Source organism: Streptomyces longisporoflavus (assembly GCF_014649775.1).
In the GTDB taxonomy this organism is placed as follows: Bacteria; Actinomycetota; Actinomycetes; order Streptomycetales; family Streptomycetaceae; genus Streptomyces; species Streptomyces longisporoflavus.
On record NZ_BMTR01000007.1, the window covers coordinates 111,223 to 130,055 of the forward strand.

Below are 18,833 nucleotides of genomic sequence, written 5' to 3' on the forward strand. Positions count from 1 at the left end.
TTTCCCGGCCGATTTTTCCTCAGCCGACATCAAGACGCAGGAGATCTTCCTCCGTCTCGCGCCGGACGATGACCCGCGCCTCTCCGTCGCGCACGGCGACCACCGGCGGACGCAGGGCGTGGTTGTAGTTGCTCGCCATGGAGCGGCAGTACGCGCCTGTCGCGGGCACCGCGATCAGATCACCCGGCGCCAGGTCCGCCGGCAGGAACGCGTCCTTCACCACGATGTCGCCGCTCTCGCAGTGCTTGCCGACGACGCGGACGAGCATGGGCTCGGCATCCGACTCACGCGAGACGAGCGCGACGCTGTACTCGGCGTCGTAGAGCGCGGTACGGATGTTGTCGGACATGCCGCCGTCGACGGAGACGTACGTACGCAGTCCTTCGAGCGGCTTGACCGTACCGACTTCGTAGAGGGTGAAGGCGGTGGGGCCGACGATGGCGCGGCCGGGCTCGACGGAGATACGGGGCGTCCGCAGATCGGCGGCCTCGCACTCACGCGTGACGATCTCGCTGAGCGCCTTGGCGATCTCGTGCGGCTCGCGGGGGTCGTCCTCGGAGGTGTAGGCGATGCCGAGCCCGCCGCCGAGGTCGATCTCGGGCAGCTCGACGCCGTGCTCGTCGCGGATCTCGGCGAGCAGCTGCACGACGCGCCGCGCGGAGACCTCGAATCCGGCCATGTCGAAGATCTGCGACCCGATGTGCGAGTGCACCCCGATGAGTTCGAGCCCGTCCAGCTTGAGGGCCCTGCGCACGGCCTCGGCGGCCTGTCCCCCGGCAAGGGCGATGCCGAACTTCTGGTCCTCGTGGGCGGTGGCGATGAACTCGTGGGTGTGGGCCTCGACGCCGACGGTCACACGGATCTGCACGCGCTGGCGGACGCCGAGCCGGTCGGCGATGTGCGCGACGCGCACGATCTCCTGGAAGGAGTCGAGGACGATGCGCCCGACTCCGGCTTCGATGGCCCGGTGGATCTCGTCCTCGGTCTTGTTGTTGCCGTGGAAGGCGATGCGGTCGGCGGGCATGCCGGCGGCGAGAGCGGTGGTGAGCTCGCCGCCGCTGCACACGTCCAGGTTGAGCCCTTCCTCGTGCAGCCACCGCACGACGGCACGCGAGAGGAAGGCCTTGCCGGCGTAGAAGACATCGGCGTCGGAGCCGAAGGCGCCGCGCCAGGCGTGGCAGCGGGCGCGGAAGTCGGCCTCGTCGAGGAAGTAGGCGGGGGTGCCGAACTCCTCGGCGAGCCGGGTCACCTCGATCCCGCCGACGGTGACGACACCGTCGGCGTTGCGGCCGACGGTCTGCGCCCAGACCTTGGGGTCGAGGGTGTTCAGGTCATCGGCCGGGGCGGTGTAGTGCCCCTCGGGCAGTACGTCGGCGTGGCGGGGCCCGGCGGGGTGTGCGGAACGGCTCATGTCGCGTTCGTCTCTCTCACTTCATTCACGTCTGTACGTGTCACAAGTACTCGGGGGCGCTGATGCCGAGCAGGGACAGGCCGCCTGCGAGCACCGTCCCGGCGGCTTCGGCGAGCGCGAGCCGGGCGCGGTGGGCGGCCGAGGGTTTCTCGTCGCCGAGCGGCAGTACGGCCGGCTGGAAGGCGAGGAGGGCATCGGCGGTGACGACGAGGTGCCGGGCGAGCCGGTCGGGCGCGTGGTGCCGGGCGGCGGCGGCCAGGACGCGGGGGTGGGCGGCCAGGGCGTCGATGAGGTCGCGTGCGTCCGGTCCGGTTATGTCGCCGGGGGTGCCGGTGAAGCCGAGGGCGGCGGCGTTACGGGTGAGGGCGCGGGCGCGGGAGTAGGCGTACCGCACGCGGAAGAGGGGGTTGCTCGCGCGCTGGACCAGGTGCTCCTCGCTGATGCGGGGCCGGTCGTGGGCGGCGGGAACGAGGAGGGCCCAGCGGGCCGCGTCGCGGCCGAGGAAGGCGGGGTCGGCCGGGGCGGGGACGGGCCGGAGTGTCTTGAGCGGGGCGGGCGGCTTCCCGTACGCGTCCACCCGCACCCCGAGATGCGCCCATCCTGCGTCGGGGGCCTCCTCGCAGGTACTCCGCACGAGGGCGCCGCGGGCGACGAGGATACGGCGCAGGGAGTCGGCGAGGACGGCGGCGCGGACTTCGCGGGGGAAGTGGAGCTGGTGGGGGCCGGCGGTGCCGGGCCGGGCGTGTCCGTAGCGGGCGCCGCGGGCGAGGACGTCACGTACGAGTCCGCCGCCGGCGCCGCTGTCGCCTCGGTCGAGGGTGATGTTGAGGAAACCGGGCCCGGTGATGTCGATGGCCGCGATGCCGGGCTCCCCGGCGAGACGCGGGGACAGCACTTCGGCTACCTGGAGGGGCGAGCGTCCGGCGGCTCGGGCGACCTGGAGGGCGACGTTGGTGGCGTAGTCCCCGCACCCACCGGCCCGGGGCCGCTCGACGACGACCCTCCGGGCCACGCCCTCACCCTCCTGCTCCCCGAGGTCACCCAGCCCACTGAGCTCCCCGTCAGCAACGGCACCACGCATGGCGCGCAGCACGGTGCGGGAGAGCTCGACGGGGGTCACGGGTCAAGCGTATGGGAGGAGGGGGGTGGAGACGCGACCCGGTTTCCCGGATGGTCCGGGATGTGGACGGGTGGGGGGTGTGGGGGCCGGCGGCGACCGAGCGAGGGCAACCGTGCCGGGGGCCTGTGGCAGCTGGGTCAAGGCTGCCCCTGCCGGAGGCCGGCGGGGATTGGAGACTGGCATCGGGTGTGGGTTGGTCTGGTGCCGGAGCTAGTCGGGGCGGTCCGCTCAACCGCCGGAGGCGCCCCGCACGCGCTCGGCTCAGACCGCTCAGACCGCTGAGTCGGTTGCCGTTCAGCCGCCGGGGCGGCCCGCGCGCTCGGTCTCTCCGGCGGCGCCGCGTTCACTGTCGAGGGCGCCGTGCCCGCTCTCGCCGCCGCTACCGCGTTCCATCAACTGCCGTACGATGCCGACCAGTTCGGTGGGTTCGAAGGGCTTGGCCAAGAACGCGTCCACCCCTACCTCCAGGCCGCCCTCGACCTCGTACTGAGTGCAGGCGCTGACGATGACGATGGGCAGGTGGCGGGTCCGCGGGTCGGAGCGGAGTCGTGCGGCGGCCCGCAGCCCGTCGAGGCGGGGCATGACCACGTCCAGGGTGACGACATCGGGTCTGACCTGGTTCACGACGTCCAGGCATTCGGCACCGTCGGCCGCGGTCACGACCTCGAAGCCCTCCAGCTCGAGATTGACCCTGATCAGTTGCCGGATGACCTTGTTGTCGTCCACAACAAGCACGCGGCCGGACACGCCTGACACAACTCGAGAGTAGGTCCGCGCCCACCGCCGCGTCCGGGTTTTCCCCACTTCCGCCCCGTGCGGGCAGCCGGGCCCGACCTCTGTGACGGGGGGTGCGGATGCGGCGGCCCCCGCGGCCAGGGAGTGCGGAAATACCTGTTCATGGGGAGCCGTTCAGAGCTGGTAGGGTTCTACCCGTCGCCGCGCAACCCGCGCTGACACGCCCCCGTAGCTCAGGGGATAGAGCAACGGCCTCCGGAGCCGTGTGCGCAGGTTCGAATCCTGCCGGGGGCACTCGCCGAGGATCAGCAGAGATCAAGCGCTGACCAGGGCGGATGCCGAGAGAAGAGAGCGGGAGTCAGTCTCACTGACTCCCGCTCTTTTTGCTGTCCTCAAGACTGCCCTGAAGGCCCTCCTCAAGCCCCCCTCGGCCGGGAGGAAAACGGCATTCGAGATGCCGGTGGTGCTAGGGTTTTCGCCTGATCATCAGGAGGCTTGCTGTGGGTAGTCAAACCGACATCATCAAGGACGATGCCGTACCAACTACCCCAGAACCGACGGCCTACAAGGTTGTCGACCTCTTCTCCGGGGGCGGCGGAATGAGCTTTGGATTCCATGCTCACCCCGCCTTCGAAGTGATCGGGGCGGCCGACGCCCAGCTGGGAAAGCCGAGCAGCCCCAAGGGTTCCCTGGCCTGCAACACCACCTATGAATCCAACATGGGAATCGCGCCGGTCGAAACCGATTTGGGGACCGTCGATCCCGAATCGCTGCGGCGGTCCATGGGAATTACCTCGCCGATCGATGTCCTGTCGGCCTGCCCCCCGTGCACCGGATTCTCCCGGACCAATGCCAAGAATCATCTCGCGGACGACAAGAGGAACAGCCTCGTCGGCCGCACCATCGTATTCGTCGACGCTTTTCAGCCCAAGATTCTTGTCATGGAGAATGCCAGAGAGCTTCTTCAGGGGCGGTGGGCCCATCATTTCGAGGTTCTCAAGGGGGATCTCGAAGCGCGGGGTTATACCGTGCATGCCCAGAATCACGTGCTGAACAAGTTCGGCCTTCCGCAGGTCCGCGAGCGGGCGCTCGTCATCGCCGTCGCCGCGGGATATGACCTCCGTACGCTCGAAGACGCGTGGGCCGGTCGCTCTCTGGTCCCGGAAGCCACCACCGTGCGGCGCGCACTCGACGGGATTCCCGTCATCAACGCCGGTGAAGCACATCCCTCGGACGACGCGCACGCCTCCCCGAGCTTCCATTCCGCCGCGACGCTCGGACGTCTGCAGAAGATTCCCCATGACGGAGGGTCCTGGCGGGATCTTCTGAACGTCCAGGGCGGGAATGACTTCCTTACCCCTGCCATGGTCAAGTCCGTGGCCAAGGGAGACTTCGGGAGTTTCCCGGACGTCTACGGACGCATGGCCTGGGATCGGCCCGCGCCCACCATCAAGCGAGAGTGCGCGCACGTCGGCAACGGACGCTATTCCCACCCCACGGAAGACCGCCTGTGCTCCGTGCGAGAGCTCGGGATTCTCAACGGGTTCCCGCGTGACTACAAATTCGACGGAACCAGCCTCAGCAACAAGTACCGGCACATCGGCGACGCCGTCCCGCCCCTCGTCAGCTACCAGCTCGCTTCCGTCTGCCGCTGGATCCTGACCGGGGAGCGACCGAGCGTCAGCGATCTCATCCTGCCGGGGACCCATCTGCGGCCCGATGACATTCGGGAGATCGACACTGCCGTCACCGGTCAGTCGATCGGCCGGCAGGCCCCCGAATTCGTAGCCGCCTGAGTTCTCCACGAAGGACCGCGATGAATAGTGTGGCACTGGATCACCTGATGGCGGACGTTGCGCAGCTCGACGATCCTCAAGTGCATGTCGTGCGGCGTGTGGTCGCGCAGGTCCGGGGATCCGCCGACGCCAAAGACGCGTACTCCCTGCTCGGCGAGTGCGACGAGGCCCAGCTTCGGCAGATACGCAATATCGTCGATTCGATGCTGCGGCCGATCGATGAGTTCATCAATCCGCAGAGCGATCTTGTCTCTGATGCTTTCTCCGCCGAGTTCAAAGCCCGCTTGCAGGCCCATCACGGCACCCACACCACCCCCCTCGACCGGCTGGCGTTCGAGAACGCACTCGCGGCCTCCTGTCTCGTCGAGGGAATGACCGTTGAATTGGCGCCGAGCAAGACGACTCGGTTCTGGGACCTCCGGGTCAACGGTGATCAGATTTCGGCGAAGAGCACCAGCGCCAAAGGCATCAAGCTCCATGAGCTGCACACCTCGAAGCTCAGCGAAGCCGCCTGGATTCAGGACTGCCGGTCGGCGCGTATGCGGTACGACGGCACGATGAGGCTGTTCGAGGAGTTCCTGGGTGCCGTTCAGCGGTGGATCGTGCTTCGGGCTTTCAAGCTCCGGAGTGCGCCCGGCACCCTGGTCTATGAGCTGGTCGAGATTCCGATGGCGCTGGTCTCCGCCGTCAGAGGTCTCGGTGTGCAGGATTTTTCCTCGGACGCGCCGCGCATAGATGTGCGTGACGAGCAGGGAATGACGCTGCAGCTCGTTCTCGATCGCAGCGACTCCAAGGTGACCATCCAGAAGATTCCCAAGGATCGCTGCGTCGTGCACGGGACCTGGAAGCTCGCAGGCGAGTACTCCGGCCCGTTGATCGCGGGCTAACTCCGGCCGCCCGCCGCCGAGAGGCCCTCCGCGTCGGTCCGTGCCGTCGCGTACGCCGTTTCGTAGCCGTGCATGCCCCAGAGCGCGGTGTGGGCCGATACGGCGCGCAGCAGGCGGGCCGAGTCGCGGTCCGTGCGGATCCACTCCGGGTCTTTGAGGGTGCCCACCTCGAAGTGGTCGGCGTTGTAGTCGTGGGCGTGGTCGCCCGGCCGCCCGCCGTCCCGGCCCTCGGCGGCCTCTTCGCTTGCCGCGTGCTCGATTTTCGCGTTGCCTTCGGCGAGTCCTTCGCGCAGTGCCTCGGCGAGCTCCGGCCCGGGGTGTGTGTACGGGCTCTCGGCGTCCAGCAGGCCCAGGGGGGCGAAGCGTTGCTGGTACGTCGCCTCCGCCGGTGCCGGCGGGAAGGCCGCCATCCTGGTCCGGAGCTTCTCGTAGAAGAGCAGTGCCGGTTCGTCGTCGGAGATGTACGTGTGGGTCGGCAGGCCGCGGGGCTCCTCGGTGGCCGTCCAGTACGGCTCCAGGAGTGTGTCCTCCTGGAGTGCTCGCACCGCCGCCACGTCGTCCGGTCCCGCGCAGGCCCACCGGCCCACGATCACCGCAGCGTCGGTCGGCACGGAGATCCGGGTCGCGCCCGGAGGGACTTCCTCGTCCCAGCCGGGCGGGGTGAGCAGGTAGCTGGCCTCGCCCGTGCCGGTCGCGCGGCGGCCCACGTACGCGAAGTTGTTGGTCCACGCGTCCACGAACTGCAGGACGTAGTAGCGGCCGCCGGTGTCCGGCACGGTCAGGAGCAGGGCTCCGCCCGACAGGTCCAGGTGCGCGATCGAACAGAGGGTGTCGCGGTCGGCGTCCGCGGCGGGGACGGCGGGGTCCGCGAGCCTGCTGCCGTGGCTGAACTCGTTGGCCGGCGCGGGAGGCACCGAGCCCATGCCCTTGCGGGCGAGGCGGTCGACCTCGTCGAGGTTGCGCACCATCGGGTAGCCGTAGATGTACGCCTCTGCCGCCAGAGCCTGGAGATCGGTCGTGCCGTCGGTCATGCCCGCCGCCTTCTTGTGATCATGGTTCTACGGATATCGTCGGGCCGCCGGTGGCCTCCTGCCACTTCTGCCGCCTTACGCGGCGTGGCGTGGCTTCGTCACTCGGGGGCGGGCGGGGGTGTCTGGTCGCCGAAGCGGCGCTCGAACTTGGCCACCTGGCCCTCGGAGTCCACCATTCGGGCCCTGCCCGTGTAGAAGGGGTGGCTCTCGGAGGAGATCTCCACGTCCACCAGGGGGTACGTCTCGCCGTCGTCCCACTCGATGGTCTCGTTGCTTTCCGCGGTGGAGCGGGTGAGGAAGGCGTAGCCCGCCGAGCGGTCCCTGAAGACCACCGGGCGGTAGTTGTTGTCCTTGCCCTTGTCCTGAGTCATTTCCTCAGGTTCGCCGGGGGCGGGCGGCGGGGCGAGCCAGGGGGCGCCACGTGGGGGTACCCGCGGTGCCGGGGCGTCCGCCGGCACCGCCTATGCCGAGGAAGTTCTCTTCGCCGCCGTCGTCTTCTTCGCCGTCGATTTCTTCGTCGGCTTCTTCGTCGGCGTCTTCTTTGCCGTCGTCTTCTTGGCTGCCGTCTTGTTCGCCGGCGCCTTCTTCGCCGCCGTCTTCTTCCCCGTCGCCTTTCTGCCCTTCAGCGACGTCACCTTCGCCACCTCTCCGTCCTCCCCGCCCCCCGCGCCCGACTTCGCCGCCCGGACGCTGTTCTCCAGCGCGGCCATCAGGTCGATCACCTTGCCGCCCTCCGTGTCCGCGCCCTCCGCCGGTGCCGCGGGGGTCGCGCCCTCGGCCTTGGCGGTGACGAGTTCCTCCACCGCCGCGCGGTAGTCGTCGTGGAGGGAGGCCATGTCGACCTCCCCCAGCGTGTCCATCAGGGCGTCCGCCAGGTCCAGTTCCGCGTCCCGCACCCTGACCTCGGATTCCGGGGCCACGCCCTCCGACGTACGGATCTCGTCGGGCCACAGCAGGCCGTGCATCGCGATCACGTCGTCCACCACCCGCAGCATCCCGAGCCGCTCCCGGCCCCGTAGCGCGTACCTGGCGACCGCCACCTTGCCGCTCCGCTTCAGCGCCTCCCGCAGCAGCGTGTACGGCTTCGTCGCGGGCACTCCGTTGACCGACAAGTAGTACGCCGTGTCCATCTGCATCGGATCGATACGGTCCGTCGGCACGAAGGCGACGATCTCGATCGTCTTGGCCGTCGGAATCGGCAGCGCCGCCAGATCCTCATCCGTGATCGGGATGATCGAGCCGTCCGCGTCCTCGTACCCCTTGCCTATCTCGGCGGACGGCACCTCCCGCTCCTCCAGCTCGCACACCTTGCGGTAGCGGACCCGGCCGCCGTCCTCCACATGGATCTGCCGGAAGGAGACCGAGTGGTTCTCGGTGGCGTTCATGAGCTTGACGGGGATGCTGACCAGGCCGAAGGAGATCGCACCGTTCCATATGGATCGCACGTCAGGCACCTCTCAGCAGTCGAGCCCAGGTTTAGGGTGATTCGTCCGTATTCGTGGGAGTCTCATCGTATGACGCCGATCACCGAGGTGGAGGGGCGGCGGCTGGCCCTCAGCAATCTCGACAAGGTCCTCTACACAGCGTCCGGCTTCACCAAGGGCGAGATGCTGCACTACTACGCCAGTACCGCCGACGCCCTCCTCACCCATCTGCGCAACCGGCCCGTCTCCTTCCTCCGTTTCCCGGACGGACCGGACGGCCAGCAGTTCTTCGCCAAGAACGTGCCGCCGGGGGCACCCGACTGGGTGCACACCGCCGACGTACCGCGTTCGGAGGGAGACGTCCGCCAGATCGTCGTGGACGATCTGGCCTCCCTGATGTGGGCGGCCAATCTCGTGACCGAGTTCCACACCCCGCAGTGGCAGGCGGACGCACCCGCCATGGCCGACCGTCTCGTCCTGGACCTCGATCCGGGCCCGCCCGCCACCATCGTCGAGTGCTGCCGGGCGGGCCTCTGGCTGCGCGAGCGGCTTGAGGCGGACGGCCTCGACGTCTACGCGAAGACCTCCGGGTCCAAGGGGCTGCATCTGCTCTGCCCCCTGGAACGGACACCCTCCGAGCAGGTCACCTCGTACGCGAAGGAGCTCGCCAAGGAGGCCGAAGCCGAGCTGCCCGGGCTGGTCGTCCACCGGATGACGCGCAGCCTGCGCCCCGGCAAGGTCTTCGTCGACTTCAGCCAGAACTCCGCGTCGAAGACGACCGCCACTCCCTACACCCTCCGCGCCCGCGCCGAACCGGCCGTCTCCGCCCCCGTGACCTGGGAGGAGGTGGAGGCGTGCGGCGACCCGGCCGAGCTCGTCTTCCTGGCGGGCGACATCGCGACGCGCCTGGAGGAGTACGGGGATCTGCTGGCGCCGCTCACCGATCCGGGCCGGGCCCGCCCCCTCCCCCGCAAGGCCGGGGCATGATCACCCCGCCTCTCCGGGCCGCCCTCGCCGAATCCGTCACCGCGCTGCCGCAGGGCGACGGCTGGGCGTACGAGCCGAAGTTCGACGGGCACCGTCTGATCGTCTTCGCCGACGGACATCGCGTGCGGTTGCAGGCCCGTTCCGGGCGCCTCGTCACCGCCGCGTTCCCTGATCTCGCCGAGGCCGCGAAGCAGCTGCCGGACGGAACCGTGCTGGACGGGGAGGTGGTCGTCTGGTCCGGTGGCCGCATCGACTTCGCCGCCGTCCAGCGCCGCGCCGCCGGCACCCGCGCGCACGCCACGCACCTCGCGCGCACGCTCCCCGCGTCGTACGCCTCCTTCGATCTGCTCGCCGACCGGGGCGAGGACTGCCGCGCCCTGCCCTACGAGGAGCGGCGCGCACGCCTCGTACACATCCTCGAACCGCTCGGCCCGCCGCTTCAGCCCGTACCGATGACGACCGATCGCGAACTGGCCCTGACCTGGTACGAGACCCTGCCCGCCACCGGCATCGAGGGTCTTGTGATCAAGCGCCTTGACGGGACCTACCGGGGCGGCGCCCGCGCCTGGCTGAAGCTGCGGCACAGCGATACGCGGGACGCGGTGGTCGTGGGGTTCACCGGGAGCAGGGCACGCCCGCAGGCGCTGGTGCTCGTCCTGCCGGGGGACGGCACGCCCGTGGTGTCGTCGCCGCTCGGCCCAGCGCTGCGGACGGCGGCCGGGGCCGCGCTGCCGGAGGCCAGGGGCGAAGGCACCGCGACCGCCATCGGGATCGGCGAGGTCACGTACGCCGCTCTGCCGGCCGAGCCGCCCGTCACGGTGGAGGTGCGGCAGAACACGACCCGGCACGCCACGGCGGTGGTCGTCCGGTTCCGCTGAGCCGGCTGCCCCGCAGCGTGCGTTCCGCGTACGTGACCGGCATCACAGCTAATCAAGTTTGACTAGCTGCTTGATCGAGCATACCTTTCTCCGTGCGCCACACAGTGGTCAAAGTTGATTAGCCCTACTCGCCCGGCATTGACGAGGAGCCTGCATGACCCTTCTGCCCGAGACCGGATACGTCCCGACCGACGAGGACCGCGCGAGCCTGGCCGCCTGGTTCGCCGAGTACGACGCACACAGCGCACGGCGCGACGTGGAGCGCATGGCCGACCTGGCCGTCTTCCCGCTCAACCTGGTCAGCGACGACTCCGCGGGCGACGGGCGCTCCGCGCAGTGGGACCGGGAGCAGTTCGTCGCGACCATGACGCACGTGATGGGGGACGGGAGCGAGGACATCACCTTCGAGTCCACGCGTACGCCCGTCTTCCTCTCCCCCGCCATGGCCGTGGTCTTCACCGACTCGGTGATGACCGCGAACGGCGAGACGCAGCAGTTGCGCTACGCCGACATCCTGCTGAAGCGGGGCGGCGCCTGGGCGTTCCAGACCATGATCCAGGGCGGCTGGGGCGACAACCTGTGACGGCGGGCTAGGCCCGCAGCCACGTACGCCGGTCGCGTGCCATCGCGTGCAGCGCCTCCACATCGGCCGGTTTCAGCACGCCGCCGGTGGCCGCGACGGCCGCCACCTCGGCGTCGCGCACGATCCGCACCTCGCGCGGCGGTGCGGTGACGTCGACGTCCGTCGCGCCGTGGAGGGCGAGGACCGGGCGGATCTCGGCCGTCAGCGCGAAGGACGCCCGGTCGGCGCCGGCGCGGATCTCCCTCAGGAGTGGACGCGGGTCCGCGCGGCCGACCGCGATCATCGGGTCGGCGACGCGGACCCGCTGCTTGCGGGCAGAGAGGGCGTGGACGGCGAACAGGCCACCGGGGCCGATCAGGAGGTGGTGCATGCGGGCGCCGCCCGGCAGCGGCACCGAGTGCAGGGTGTGCCAGCCCGCGCCTTCGAGGCCGTCGAGCACCTCGCCGATGGCCTGCTCGGCGGCGAGCGCGCGCTGCCGCGGGTCGGCGCGTAACCGGCGGGCGGGGGCCGGGTCGCGGTCGAGGGCGATCAGGAGGGCCTCGCCGGGGCGGTTCGGGGCCAGGTCGTCATCCGGGTGGAGTGCGAGGCGGGCCAGCTCGGCGGGGGTGGGGACGGGCGGCGGACCCACCGAGAAACCGCCGGTCATGAAGGGGGCCAGGGCGCGCAGGACGGCCTCTCTGTGCTCCTCGCTCAGCAGGTTCACGCGGGACGAATCCCTCTCGTACCACGCGAGGCTCCTGCCGTCCGCGAGGCAGACGTACAGCCGCTCCTGCCCGTGCCGCCAGGCCGGTATGACGCGCAATCCGCTCATGCACCATCACCCCACGGACCATGGGAGCAGCAAGGACATGCCCGGGGCAAGAACCCGTGCGCCGCGGAGAGAAGTTGAGCCATCCGCGACGACGCCGCGAAGGGGCCCTGGCCGACGAAGAACGCGGCGGAGGTGAGAATGGGGGGCGAGATCGAAGTGCCGCGAGCGGGCGGGAGTACCGCGACGTTCGAGGTGCCCGCGATCGCAGGTGGGCAAAAAGAACTTCCACCCCCATAAGGTGTACGGGCGACCGACGCACCGACCACATCATTCTCTACGTCCATCTCGCGCCGCAGCCGGACCCGCGGCGCCGTGACCGAACCTCGCGCCGCAGCCGAGCCGCCCCCGTGGCCGCTTTGCCGGCAGGCAGGAGTGCAGTGCACCGCAGCCGTCCCGCGCTCGCAGCGGGCCTCGTCCTGTCCGCGGCCCTGCTGGCCGGCGGCTGCGGCGACCCGGGCGATCTGCGCGGCGCGGGCACGACGCCCACCGCCGAGGCACCCACCCGCTTGTGGCCGAAGCTGCCGCCCCCGTCCGCGCCCGCCGAGGACTACGGCACGATAGAGAGCCTGCCGGTCAAGGGCGTGAGCGTGCCGGACGGGGATCTGCGCAAGGTGAATCCCGTGGCCGTCGCCAAGGCCGATTTCGACGAGAATCCGGGGATGTACAGCCGTTCCGACGCGATCTACAAGCAGACCGCGCGGCAGCTCGACGCGTGCGACACCGGCCGTACCGGCCAGAGCGGTGACAGCGGCGACGGCAAGTGCCCCGTGCTCGACGCCTACTACCGCGATCTCACCGGCGACGGCAAGGACGACCTCATCGTCGGGATCCGCCTTGCCGAGGGGCACGCCGAGAACCTCGACATCCGCGCCTACGCCCTGGAGAAGAAGCAGCTCACGCAGATCATGGAGATGGGGGACGCGGTGCTCGGCGTCGAGCTCGCGGGGCACGAGGTGATAGTCCGCGCCGTTTCGGGCATGCAGGGGTACGAGTACCGCACGGTCTGGTCCTGGGACTCCCATCAGAAGACCATGCTGCCGACGACCGACGAGATCGTCCGTTCCCCGAACGCGTCCTCGGGCAAGCCGTCGCGGGGGCCGTCCCGCAAGCCCGAGCCCGCGGCCAGTGTCCGCCCCGCCCCTTCGGCGAGTGAGCTCCCGTGAGCCACCGGCTGCCGCGCGGGCCGCGGCTCCCCGCCTGGACGGCGACGCTGACCTGGAAGGCCGCGGTCTTCATCACCGTCATGTGCTGCGCGCTCGCCGCGCTGCTCGGCGCCCTCGTCCATGTCTCGGTGACCAACCAGACCGTGGGGCAGGCCCGCGACCAGGCCCTCTCCCGGCTCGACGACGCCACCGAGGCGTACGAGGCGGGCGACGATCTGGGCCCCGGCGCGGGGATCGACCCGGCGGGGCTTCCCTCGCGGCTGCGCGACCTCGCGGTGGGCGGGGAGCGCGGGACGATGGTCGCAGCGCAGGACTCGCGGCCGACGATGTGGGCCGCGGGGCCCACCACGGACCGGCGCGCCATCGCCGTCCAGGTGGACTACGCCCAGGGCGCCCGCACCATCGACGGACTCGACCGGGCGATCCTCGGCTCGTCCGTCCTCGCGATCGGGGCGACGCTCCTGGTCGGGGCGTTCGCCGTGACGCGGGTGACACGGCGCCTGCACCAGACGGCGCGGGTGGCGCGCCGGATCAGCGCGGGCGATCTCGACGCCCGCGTGAACGATCCGCGCACCCGCGAGCCGTCCCGCAGCCAGGACGAGGTGGCGGCGGTCTCCGGCGCCCTCGACACGATGGCGTCCTCTTTGCAGGGCAAGCTGCAGAGCGAGCAGCGGTTCACCGCGGACGTGGCGCACGAGCTGCGCACGCCGCTGACCGGCCTGCACGCCGCGGCCGAGCTGCTGCCGCCGGGGCGCCCCACGGAGCTGGTGCGCGACCGGGTCGCCGCCCTGCGCACCCTCACCGAGGACCTGCTGGAGATCTCGCGGCTCGACGCGAAGAGCGAGCGCGTGGACCTGGACGACCACCATCTCGCCCCACTGGCCGAGCGCGCGGCGCGGGGTTCGGGAGTCGGTGCCGAGCTGGTCGTCGTACGCGATGTCTGCGTGCTGACCGACCGGCGGCGCCTGGAGCGGGTGCTCGGAAATCTCATCGCCAACGCGGAGAAGCACGGCCGGCCGCCCATCGTGCTCACCGTCGACGGGCCCGTGGTCTCGGTGCGCGACCACGGCGACGGATACCCGGACTACCTGGTGGAACACGGGCCGCAGCGGTTCCGTACGGAGGGGACGTCGCGGGGGCACGGGCTCGGTCTGACGATCGCGCTGGGCCAGACGGCGGTCCTCGGCGCACGGCTCACGTTCACGAACGCGCCGGACGGCGGGGCGGTGGCGACGCTGACGCTGCCGCGCGAGGAGACGGCGGGGGACGGCGGCAGAGGCTCCGACGGGACGGCTTGAGGGGCGGTTTGACGCCGCGTGACCTTTTGCGCGCCCAGCGTGCCGATTTTAGTGTGAATTGCGGCCTATGGCCCCTACTCCGGGGTTGCGGAGCCGCATCGCATCCGCCTTCCCCAGAGGAGACCCCGATGTCCCTTCGGCCCACCGCGACCGGCACCCGGCTCGGCATACTCGTCGCCGGCGGCGCACTCGCCGCCCTCACCCTCACCGCTCCCTCCGCCGTCGCCGCCGACGACGCCAACAACAACCCGCGCGTCTACAAGGGCCGCGTCACCGCCAAGGGCGGACTGCTGCTGCGCACCGCCCCCACGCGTGGCAGCCGCGTGGTGCGCAGCGTGCCGCACGGCAAGGTCGTCTCCATCTACTGCAAGACGACCGGCAGCCGCGTGAGCGGCAACAACCGCTGGTACCTGCTGACCAACGGCACCTGGGCCTGGGGCGCCGCGCACTACATCGCCAACATCGGGCCCGCGCCCCGCTGGTGCTGACGCCTCGCCCGGACCGGCGGCGCAGCGGCGCTGACGCCTCACCAGCACGGTGACATAAGCGGACATCAGGGGCTATCGCTTGCTACGTTCCGGAGCATGACCGGAACAGCAGCGGCGCCCCCTTCCGTACCCGCTGTCCGCGTACCCCGGCGCCGTGGCACCGAAGCCGTCCTGATCGTCGTGGCCGTCCTGCTCTCGGTGTACGGCTACTGCGACGTCGGTCTCGCCAAGAACGGCACCGTCCCGCCCGGCGCCGCCGGTTACGGCGCCGGGCTCGGCGTGCTCGCCCTCCTCGCGCATCTCGCGGTCCGCTTCCGCGCGCCGTACGCCGATCCGCTGCTCCTGCCGATCGCCGTGCTCCTCAACGGCCTCGGACTCGTCCTGATCTACCGGCTCGACCTGGAGACCCCGGGCGACGAGGCGGCGCCCACGCAACTCGTCTGGTCCACCGTCGGCGTGGCGCTCTTCATCGGCGTCGTGCTCGTCCTGCGCGACCACCGGGTCCTCCAGCGATACGCGTACATCTGCGTCGTCGCCGCGCTGGTCCTGATGATCGTGCCGATCTTCTTCCCGGCCGTGAACGGCGCCCGGATCTGGATCAGGGCCGGCGGACTCTCCATCCAGCCGGGCGAGTTCGCGAAGATCCTGCTCGCGATCTTCTTCGCCAGCTATCTCTCCGCCAACCGCAGCGCTCTCGCGTACACCGGCCGTACGGTCTGGAAGCTGACGAAGCTCCAGCTGCCGACCGGGCGCGCGCTCGGGCCGATCGTCGCGATCTGGCTGCTCAGCGTGGGCGTGCTCGTCCTGGAGCGCGATCTGGGCACCTCGCTGCTGTTCTTCGGGCTCTTCGTGATCCTGCTGTACGTCGCGACGGGGCGCATCGGCTGGATCGCGGTCGGTCTGGTGCTCGCCGGGGTCGGCGCGTTCGCGGTGGGCTCGCTCGAACCGCATGTGCACGGCCGGGTCGAGGACTGGTTGCATCCCTTCGCCTCCATCGACGCAGGCGAGGGCCCCAACCAACTGGCGCAGTCGCTCTTCGCCTTCGCGGCCGGCGGGATGCTCGGCACCGGGCTCGGCCTCGGGCACTCCATCCTCATCGGCTTCGCCGCCAAGTCCGACTTCATCCTGGCGACGGCGGGCGAGGAGCTCGGCCTCGCGGGGCTCTCGGCGATCTTCCTGCTTTACGCGCTTCTGGTGGAGCGCGGCTACCGTGCGGGGCTCGCCCTGCGGGACTCCTTCGGGCGGCTGCTCGCCGTCGGGCTCGCCTCGATCGTCGCGCTCCAGGTGTTCGTGATCGCGGGCGGGGTGATGGGGCTCATCCCGCTGACCGGCATGGCGATGCCCTTCCTCGCGCAGGGCGGCTCCTCGGTCGTCACGAACTGGATCATCGTGGCGCTGCTCATCCGGGTCAGCGACTCGGCACGCAGCCAGCCGGTGGGAGCCGTGGGGGCGGCGGCGTGACGATCCCCCGGGCTCTCGGCCTCGCTCGACCAGGGAGCGCCACCATCCGGCATGTCGCCGCCTTCTGCGCGCTGCTGCTCATCGCCCTGCTCGTCAACGCGACCCGCGTCCAGGTCGTGCAGTCCGGGTCTCTCGACGACAACCCCGCCAACCGCCGCCAGGCCATCGCGCGCTTCGGCCAGCCGCGCGGCGACATCATGGTCGACGGCCGCCCGGTCACCGGGTCCAGGGACACCGGGGAGCAGCTTCGCCATGAACGCACGTACAGGAACGGGCCGTTGTACGCCCCGGTGACCGGTTATGCCTCGCAGGTCTACGGCACGACCCTCCTGGAGAACGCCGAGGACGACATCCTCTCCGGCACCGATCCGATGCTCGCCCCGCTCCCCCTGTGGAACGACGTCAGCCGCACCCGGAACCCCGGCGGACAGGTGCGCACCACGATCAGGGCCGCGGCGCAGCAGGCCGCGTACGCGGGGCTCGGCGGCAAGAAGGGCGCCGTCGCCGCGGTCGAGCCGTCGACCGGGAAGATCCTCGCCCTGGTCAGCACCCCTTCGTACGATCCCGAGCGGCTCTCGGGGACCAGCGCTTCGGTGGCGCGGTCCTGGGCCTCGCTGAACGCCAGCGCCGACAAGCCGATGCTGAACCGGGCGATCCGCCAGACATACCCGCCGGGGTCGACGTTCAAGGTGGTGACTGCGGCGGCGGCGCTGGACTCCGGCACGGTCACGGACCTGGACGCCGACACCAAGTCCCCCGCCCCGTACACGCTGCCCGGCACGAGCACGCGGCTGACGAACGAGGTCGAGGGCTGCAAGAACGCGTCTTTGCGCTACGCCTTCGAGTGGTCCTGCAACACGGTCTTCGCCAAGCTGGGCGCGGACACCGGCCTGAGCGACATGCTGGGCACGGCGGAGAACTTCGGCTTCAACGACGGCGGCCTGAAGATCCCGTCGTCGGTGGCGGCGAGCAACTTCGACACGTCCATGGACTCCGCGCAGCTGGCGCTCTCCTCGATCGGCCAGTACGACACGAGGGCGACGCCGTTGCAGATGGCGATGGTCGCGGCGGCGGTGGCGAACGGCGGTTCGGTCGAGTCCCCGCAGCTGGTGGACGAGACGACGACCGACGACGGTGACGTGGTGCGCAAGACGGGCACCAGCTCCCTGCACCGGGCGATGAACCCGGCCACGGCGATGCAGTTGCGGGAGCTGATGACGGGCGTCGTCGAGGAGGGCACCGGCGGCAACGCGGCGATCCCCGGCGCGACGGTCGGCGGCAAGACGGGCACGGCCCAGCACGGCATCGACAACTCCGGCACGCCCTACGCCTGGTTCATCTCCTGGGCCCAGAAGTCCGGCGAGGCGCAGCCGTCGGTCGCGGTGGCCGTGGTGGTCGAGGACGCGGCGGCGGACCGGGGCGACATCAGCGGCGGCGGCAGTGCGGCGCCGGTGGCGAAGGCGGTGATGGAGGCCGTGCTCGCGGGTTCCTGACCGCGGCCGGACCTACCTCCCCTCACCGGCGGCGATCATGTCCTCGACCTCCGCCACCCGTGCGCCCTCCTCGGCCGCGAAGCGCTCGGCGTCCAGCTTCTCGGCGATCTCCTCGTCCTGCGCCATCAACTGGTCGAGGTTGGCGTTGCCCATCTCGAAGACGCCCATGTCGACGTACGCCTCCTGGAGCCGCTTGCCCCACAGGCCGATGTCCTTGACGCAGGGCACGATGCGGCTGAAGAGCAGCTGCCGGAACAGGGCCAGGAACTCGGAGTTCTCGCTGCACTCCTCGGCCTCCGCCTTCGGGATGCCGAAGTTCTCCAGGACCTCGACGCCGCGCAGCCGGTCGCGCATCAGGTAGCAGCCCTCGATGACGAATTCCTCGCGCTCGCGCAGTTCCGCGTCGGAGAGCTGTTTGTAGTAGTCGCGCAGGGCCATGCGGCCGAAGGCCACGTGCCGGGCCTCGTCCTGCATGACGTAGGCGAGGATCTGCTTGGGCAGCGGCTTGTCCGTGGTGTCGCGGATCATGCCGAAGGCGGCGAGCGCGAGGCCCTCGATGAGGACCTGCATGCCGAGGTAGGGCATGTCCCAGCGGGAGTCGCGCAGGGTGTCGCCGAGCAGCGACTTGAGGTTGTCGTTGATCGGGTAGAGCATGCCGATCTTGTCGTGCAGGAAGCGGCCGTAGACCTCCGCGTGCCGCGCCTCGTCCATGGTCTGGGTCGCGGAGTAGAACTTCGCGTCGAGGTCGGGGACGGATTCGACGATGCGGGCCGCGCACACCATCGCGCCCTGCTCGCCGTGCAGGAACTGGCTGAACTGCCAGGAGGCGTAGTGCTTGCGCAGCTCGCCCTTGTCCCGGTCGGTCATCTTGTCCCAGTGCCGGGTGCCGTAGAGCGACATGGACTCGTCGGGGGTGCCGAGGGGGTCGTACGGGTCGACCTCCAGGTCCCAGGCGATGCGCTTGGCGCCGTCCCACTGCTTGTCCTTGCCCTTCTGGTAGAGGGCGAGCAGCCGGTCACGGCCCTCGTCGTACTCCCAGCTGAAGCGGGCCGCGCCGGTCGCCGGTATCTGCCAGGTGGTCTCGCCGGGGGCGTGTGTGTACAGCTCATGAGTGGACACTGACGGCTCCTAGGATATGGCCTCGGGCTCTCCGTACTCGCCTCGTGCTGCTTTTCGACTGCCTTGTACCCGTTGACAGTTGGCAGGCTCACACGGTCGTAGACGCCCGGTCAACAAGTCGCGCACAAGGGATTGACGGCCTTGCTGA

General features: G+C 70.2%; 18 protein-coding genes and 1 tRNA gene. 11 read left to right on the forward strand and 8 right to left on the reverse strand.

What is annotated here, in order from left to right:
• Window positions 1-19 precede the first annotated feature (19 nt).
• The 3 genes from lysA to IE226_RS16280 form a co-directional block, all read right to left on the reverse strand.
• Window positions 20-1,411, reverse strand: a complete 1,392-nt coding sequence (gene lysA / locus IE226_RS16270) for a diaminopimelate decarboxylase (RefSeq protein WP_190081949.1) — start codon at window positions 1,409-1,411, stop codon at window positions 20-22.
• 40 nt (window positions 1,412-1,451) lie between these two features.
• Window positions 1,452-2,531 carry an ArgS-related anticodon-binding protein NrtL gene (gene nrtL, locus IE226_RS16275; RefSeq protein ID WP_190081950.1) on the reverse strand — a complete coding sequence of 360 codons (1,080 nt, stop codon included), beginning with the start codon at window positions 2,529-2,531 and terminating at the stop codon, window positions 1,452-1,454.
• Window positions 2,532-2,825: 294 nt separating this feature from the next.
• On the reverse strand, window positions 2,826-3,335 hold the full coding sequence (locus tag IE226_RS16280; protein WP_190081951.1) for a response regulator: 510 nt from the start codon (window positions 3,333-3,335) through the stop codon (window positions 2,826-2,828).
• A gap of 153 nt (window positions 3,336-3,488) precedes the next feature.
• Between IE226_RS16280 and IE226_RS16285 the strand changes: the two genes are divergently transcribed.
• From IE226_RS16285 to IE226_RS16295, 3 genes are all read left to right on the forward strand, one after another.
• A tRNA-Arg gene (locus IE226_RS16285) sits at window positions 3,489-3,560 on the forward strand.
• A gap of 206 nt (window positions 3,561-3,766) precedes the next feature.
• Window positions 3,767-5,062 (forward strand): DNA cytosine methyltransferase, encoded by a 1,296-nt coding sequence (locus tag IE226_RS16290; protein WP_229871050.1) that lies wholly within the window; start codon window positions 3,767-3,769, stop codon window positions 5,060-5,062.
• Between the two features lie 20 nt (window positions 5,063-5,082).
• Window positions 5,083-5,949, forward strand: a complete 867-nt coding sequence (locus IE226_RS16295) for a hypothetical protein (protein WP_190081952.1) — start codon at window positions 5,083-5,085, stop codon at window positions 5,947-5,949.
• Here the strand turns inward: IE226_RS16295 and IE226_RS16300 are convergent.
• The 3 genes from IE226_RS16300 to ku all read right to left on the reverse strand — a co-directional run bounded on the left by IE226_RS16300 (window position 5,946) and on the right by ku (window position 8,425).
• Entirely contained in the window at window positions 5,946-6,980 is a 1,035-nt protein-coding gene (locus tag IE226_RS16300) for a DUF1254 domain-containing protein (RefSeq protein ID WP_190081953.1), read from the reverse strand. The two genes, IE226_RS16295 and IE226_RS16300, sit on opposite strands and share 4 nt — an antisense overlap.
• A gap of 98 nt (window positions 6,981-7,078) precedes the next feature.
• On the reverse strand, window positions 7,079-7,351 hold the full coding sequence (locus IE226_RS16305; protein WP_190081954.1) for a type B 50S ribosomal protein L31: 273 nt from the start codon (window positions 7,349-7,351) through the stop codon (window positions 7,079-7,081).
• Between the two features lie 90 nt (window positions 7,352-7,441).
• Window positions 7,442-8,425 carry a non-homologous end joining protein Ku gene (gene ku / locus IE226_RS16310; protein WP_190081955.1) on the reverse strand — a complete coding sequence of 328 codons (984 nt, stop codon included), beginning with the start codon at window positions 8,423-8,425 and terminating at the stop codon, window positions 7,442-7,444.
• Window positions 8,426-8,494: 69 nt separating this feature from the next.
• On the opposite strand from ku, the gene ligD reads away from it, so the two are divergent.
• From ligD to IE226_RS16325, 3 genes are all read left to right on the forward strand, one after another.
• Window positions 8,495-9,391 (forward strand): non-homologous end-joining DNA ligase, encoded by an 897-nt coding sequence (ligD, locus tag IE226_RS16315; RefSeq protein WP_190081956.1) that lies wholly within the window; start codon window positions 8,495-8,497, stop codon window positions 9,389-9,391.
• Window positions 9,388-10,269 (forward strand): ATP-dependent DNA ligase, encoded by an 882-nt coding sequence (locus IE226_RS16320; RefSeq protein WP_190081957.1) that lies wholly within the window; start codon window positions 9,388-9,390, stop codon window positions 10,267-10,269. The genes ligD and IE226_RS16320 overlap by 4 nt, the downstream gene beginning before the upstream one ends.
• A gap of 154 nt (window positions 10,270-10,423) precedes the next feature.
• The gene (locus IE226_RS16325; RefSeq protein ID WP_190081958.1) at window positions 10,424-10,852 is read left to right on the forward strand and encodes a DUF4440 domain-containing protein; all 429 of its coding nucleotides are present in this window, start codon (window positions 10,424-10,426) and stop codon (window positions 10,850-10,852) included.
• 7 nt (window positions 10,853-10,859) lie between these two features.
• On the opposite strand, the gene IE226_RS16330 is transcribed toward IE226_RS16325, so the two are convergent.
• Window positions 10,860-11,663, reverse strand: coding sequence for a nuclease-related domain-containing protein (locus IE226_RS16330; RefSeq protein WP_190081959.1), 804 nt, complete (start codon window positions 11,661-11,663; stop codon window positions 10,860-10,862).
• 377 nt (window positions 11,664-12,040) lie between these two features.
• Here IE226_RS16330 and IE226_RS16335 point away from each other — a divergent pair, with 377 nt between their 5' ends.
• The 5 genes from IE226_RS16335 to IE226_RS16355 all read left to right on the forward strand — a co-directional run bounded on the left by IE226_RS16335 (window position 12,041) and on the right by IE226_RS16355 (window position 17,566).
• Window positions 12,041-12,826 carry a hypothetical protein gene (locus IE226_RS16335; RefSeq protein WP_190081960.1) on the forward strand — a complete coding sequence of 262 codons (786 nt, stop codon included), beginning with the start codon at window positions 12,041-12,043 and terminating at the stop codon, window positions 12,824-12,826.
• An 80-nt stretch (window positions 12,827-12,906) separates the two neighbouring features.
• Window positions 12,907-14,124, forward strand: coding sequence for an ATP-binding protein (locus tag IE226_RS16340; protein ID WP_190082178.1), 1,218 nt, complete (start codon window positions 12,907-12,909; stop codon window positions 14,122-14,124).
• Between the two features lie 128 nt (window positions 14,125-14,252).
• Window positions 14,253-14,612, forward strand: a complete 360-nt coding sequence (locus tag IE226_RS16345) for an SH3 domain-containing protein (RefSeq protein ID WP_190081961.1) — start codon at window positions 14,253-14,255, stop codon at window positions 14,610-14,612.
• A 96-nt stretch (window positions 14,613-14,708) separates the two neighbouring features.
• Complete coding sequence (locus IE226_RS16350) at window positions 14,709-16,073, forward strand: FtsW/RodA/SpoVE family cell cycle protein (RefSeq protein ID WP_190081962.1); 1,365 nt, start codon at window positions 14,709-14,711, stop codon at window positions 16,071-16,073.
• Entirely contained in the window at window positions 16,070-17,566 is a 1,497-nt protein-coding gene (locus IE226_RS16355) for a penicillin-binding transpeptidase domain-containing protein (RefSeq protein ID WP_229871061.1), read from the forward strand. The genes IE226_RS16350 and IE226_RS16355 overlap by 4 nt, the downstream gene beginning before the upstream one ends.
• A gap of 12 nt (window positions 17,567-17,578) precedes the next feature.
• Here the strand turns inward: IE226_RS16355 and IE226_RS16360 are convergent, their stop codons facing one another.
• Complete coding sequence (locus IE226_RS16360; RefSeq protein WP_190081963.1) at window positions 17,579-18,685, reverse strand: ferritin-like domain-containing protein; 1,107 nt, start codon at window positions 18,683-18,685, stop codon at window positions 17,579-17,581.
• Between the last annotated feature and the right edge of the window lie 148 nt (window positions 18,686-18,833).